Origin of the sequence: Succinivibrio sp. (assembly GCF_045124615.1) — a bacterium.
GTDB classification, from domain to species: domain Bacteria; phylum Pseudomonadota; class Gammaproteobacteria; order Enterobacterales; family Succinivibrionaceae; genus Succinivibrio; species Succinivibrio faecicola.
Genome location: NZ_JBGVMC010000133.1, coordinates 1 through 3,561, shown reverse-complemented (window position 1 = coordinate 3,561; position 3,561 = coordinate 1). Strand labels below are relative to the sequence as shown.

The 3,561-nt window shown below is 34.6% G+C and carries 5 protein-coding genes; all 5 read left to right on the top strand.

Features of this window, described 5'->3' with window-relative positions; translation table 11 throughout:
• The coding region (locus ACJML3_RS03575; RefSeq protein ID WP_406020686.1) for a hypothetical protein at positions 1-217 on the top strand (217 nt) is incomplete at its 5' end.
• 85 nt (positions 218-302) lie between these two features.
• Positions 303-1,490 carry a multidrug effflux MFS transporter gene (locus ACJML3_RS03570; protein ID WP_406020685.1) on the top strand — a complete coding sequence of 396 codons (1,188 nt, stop codon included), beginning with the start codon at positions 303-305 and terminating at the stop codon, positions 1,488-1,490.
• Positions 1,491-2,213, top strand: a complete 723-nt coding sequence (locus ACJML3_RS03565) for a DsbA family protein (protein WP_406020683.1) — start codon at positions 1,491-1,493, stop codon at positions 2,211-2,213.
• A 1-nt stretch (position 2,214) separates the two neighbouring features.
• A complete protein-coding gene (locus ACJML3_RS03560) occupies positions 2,215-2,391 on the top strand; it encodes a hypothetical protein (RefSeq protein WP_406020681.1) in 177 nt (58 codons plus the stop codon).
• A 57-nt stretch (positions 2,392-2,448) separates the two neighbouring features.
• Positions 2,449-3,477: a sugar-binding protein gene (locus ACJML3_RS03555; protein ID WP_406020679.1), complete on the top strand. Its 1,029-nt coding sequence runs from the start codon at positions 2,449-2,451 to the stop codon at positions 3,475-3,477.
• The last annotated feature ends 84 nt before the right edge of the window (positions 3,478-3,561 follow it).

Here is a 3,561-nt window from a genome sequence, read left to right as displayed (position 1 = left end):
CCTTGATGAAGGCTCTAGACGTGGTATTGAAATGGACTACGGCATTGAGAAGGATGGCATACTTGAATATGAGGTAAAGAAAGCTTTAGGATTCTATGCATTAAGAAACCTTATGGTTGCAAAAGAGTTTAAGGCACTGCCAGATTATGAAAGACATCTTGTTCTTATAAATGAGGATGAGGTATACGAAAAATTAGGTCTTAATAACAAGAAATAATCTTCAAAAAATGGCAGCTTTGCTGCCATTTTTTACCTTCTGGTAAGATTAACGCACTTTTTAACTGTTTTCTTTTCAAAAAAATATGTTTAAAGAGAAATTTTTATACGCCGCATATGTTGTAACTTTAGGTCTGTTATGCGCCTTTGCACCTATGTGTACAGACTTATATCTTCCAGCATTGCCAACTATAAAAGATTATTTTGATACATCCGCATCTCTTGTACAGTTATCACTTACAGCCTCATTTTTTGGACTTGCACTAGGTCAGTTTCTTATTGGACCAATCTCTGATGTCTATGGTCGAGTAAAACCTCTTGTCGTAACTCTTTTGTTTTTTGTCATATCATCTTTTTTATGTTCAATAGCAAAAAGTGCAGAGAGTTTTATCTTGTTCAGACTTGTACAGGGAATGTCAGCTGCTGGAGGAATAGTACTTACAAGATCGATTGCTTGTGACAAATTTAGAGGATATAAGCTTACATCCTTCATGTCATTTTTAATGGCAATAAATTCTATTGCTCCTATTCTTGCACCTATAATTGGCTCATTCATTATTTCATTTGGCCCCTGGCAGGCTCTTTTTTATGTGCTCACAGGATGGGGCGTACTTCTCATATTGCAGACTGTTTTATTTGTCGATGAATCTTTAGATAAGAACAAAAGAGCAAAGAGCATAAAGGATTCGATAGTGCTTATGAAAGCAGATCTTTTTAATGTAAGATTTATGCTTGTATGTATTGCTTTTGCAATGATTATGGGAGGTTTTTTTTCATATCTTGCTGCATCTCCATTCGTCTTTCAGAGTATTTACGGATTTACACCATTTGAGTATTCACTTACATTTGCTCTTGTGTCTTTATGTGTATCTGCAATAGCTCCTTTTTCAGGAACATTTGCAAAACGCTTTTCTAATATCAATACCTCAAGATGTGCAATCATTCTTATGATTGTATCAGGACTTATTGCAATGATTATTGCCCTTAGTCCACCTCAGTCTTTTATTCCAATACTTCTTGTGTTCTGCGTTTACTGTTCCATGATGGGATTTTCAATGTCATGTGGATTTAGTATTGCAATGGAGTTTAAAAAAGGTGGAGCAGGAGCTGCATCAGGAATTTTTGGTGTTATGTACTTTGTTATAGGATCACTAATTTCACCTTTTGTAGGAATTTTTGGTGAAAATTCAATGATTCCTCTAGCATTTAATCTTTTATTCTGTGCTATTCTGGCATTAGTGTTTTTAGAACTATCAAAAAGGTTAAAAAGATAAATGAACTTATTTAAAGGATCATTAATAGCTTCATTACTTTGTCTAAGTCCTCTTTGTTATTCTCAAATTGATGATATTGATGCAAAGACAAAGGCAAAGATTGAAAGTATTATCGATGAGTATGTTTCTACACATCCTGAAATCATCATAAGAGCTATGCAAAAGCTTGAACATGATGAGCAGGCAGTTCAGGCAAATAATGTAAAAAATGCTGGTATTGAACTAAGAAATGACAGCACACTTCCTCAGATAAATACAAGCAGAGCAAAACACTATATTGTTGAGTTTTTTGATTTTAACTGTGGTTACTGTAAAGTTCTTGAGCCAATGCTTGAAAGAGCATTAAAAGAATTCGATCTGCAGATTATCTATGTAAATGTTCCTATCATCAAGGAAGAATCAAGTCAGTCTGCTGTTTTTTCTCAGGCTGTATACAATATCGATAAAAAAGCTTATTTCAAATTCCACAAGTACTTTATGACCCCAGGATATAGAAGTGCTGATACAGATACCTTAAAAAAACTTTGCAAAGAGTACAATGTTGATTTTAATAAGGTAGTAACTGAACTTAAGTCAAAAAGACCACATGAGAGAATTACAAAATCAATAGCTCAAAGTACAAATCTTAAGATCTCAGGTACTCCTTATCTGATTATTGATGGTAAAGAGTTAAGAGGTGCATTTAGAGATTATGAACAGTTAAAGGCTTTACTTAAGGATTAGCATGTCATTTTCACTGGTTTTAATACTGCTCATACCTCTACTTTTTGTCATTGGTACAGTATATAGCTCTATAAAGGAGCAAAAGAAGCTTGAAAATGGGCAACTTAAAACTATACTAACCAAAAGAGAGCAGTTAAGACAGAAGACATTAGATAAGTTATCTGATAAAAACAGATAGATGTCATCTTAATTTTATTGCTTGATTATAAATTCACCTGGAACACTTAAAACACTTATGAAAAAGATATTCCTTTTACTAGCATTTTTTCTTTTTTCTGTTTCATTTAATACATCATATGCCTATAAGGTAGGTCTTCTGATGCCGACACAGAACGAGACTAGGTGGTATAGCGATGGTTTCGTTCTTGAACAGAAAATGAAAAGTGCAGGCTTTCAAACAGAACTGTTTTTTGCCGGAGATGCTGATGTAGCATTGCAGCAGCGTCAGATTTCAAGAGTTATTAACGAAGGCTGCAATGTACTTGTAATCGGCAGTATTGACGGAGCTGCTCTTACTGAGGTGTTAAAAGAAGCCAAGCAAAAGAATATTAAGGTTATCAGTTATGACAGACTGATTACAGGTACTGATGCTGTAAGTTACTATGCAACTTTTGATAATGCAAAAGTAGGTGAGCTGCAAGGAAGATTCCTTATCGGAAGATTAAAACCTTATGCATCAGATGATGTTAAGTATATTGAGCTTTTCTATGGCAGTATCGATGATAACAATGCTAGATACTTTTTTAACGGAGCAATGAAGTATCTTCAGCCTCATCTGGACAGCGGAAAATTTGTTATCAGATCAAAACAAATTGATCCTAAAGTGATCCAGACTCCAGCATGGAGTACACAGGAAGCTGCCAAGCGTATGTCATCACTGATTGAACAATACAATTACAGACCAAGTGGTGAAAGACTTGATGCTGTTTTAGCCCCTGCTGACTGTATTGCTTTAGGTATTGTATCCGCTCTTAAAAGAGAAGGTTTTACAGATAGCAATATGCCTGTTATCACGGGACAGGATGCATCCACTGAAGGCTTAGAGCATGTAAAGTCTGGTGCTTTGGGAATGACAATCTTAAAAAATCCAGACGATCTGTCTAGTGTGGTTGTTGAGATGGTTGAGGCTATTGCAGAAGGTAAAGAACCACAAATTAACGATACAACAACATATGATAATGGAGTATACGTTGTACCGTCATATCTTTGTGAACCAAAGATTGTCACAAAGAAAAATATGAAAGATCTAATAAAAAATCTTTAATTATCTTTATAAAAAGTAAGCCGGCTATAGTATGCCGGTTTTTTTTATGAAAAATATTTTCAGTTATACACCAAAAAAAGTATT

Bases quoted from the DNA above. Each gene is read 5' to 3' on its own strand.
- ACJML3_RS03570 (WP_406020685.1), top strand. From the start codon at position 303: ATGTTTAAAGAGAAATTTTTATACGCCGCATATGTTGTAACTTTAGGT.
- ACJML3_RS03565 (WP_406020683.1), top strand. From the start codon at position 1,491: ATGAACTTATTTAAAGGATCATTAATAGCTTCATTACTTTGTCTAAGT.
- ACJML3_RS03560 (WP_406020681.1), top strand. From the start codon at position 2,215: ATGTCATTTTCACTGGTTTTAATACTGCTCATACCTCTACTTTTTGTC.
- ACJML3_RS03555 (WP_406020679.1), top strand. From the start codon at position 2,449: ATGAAAAAGATATTCCTTTTACTAGCATTTTTTCTTTTTTCTGTTTCA.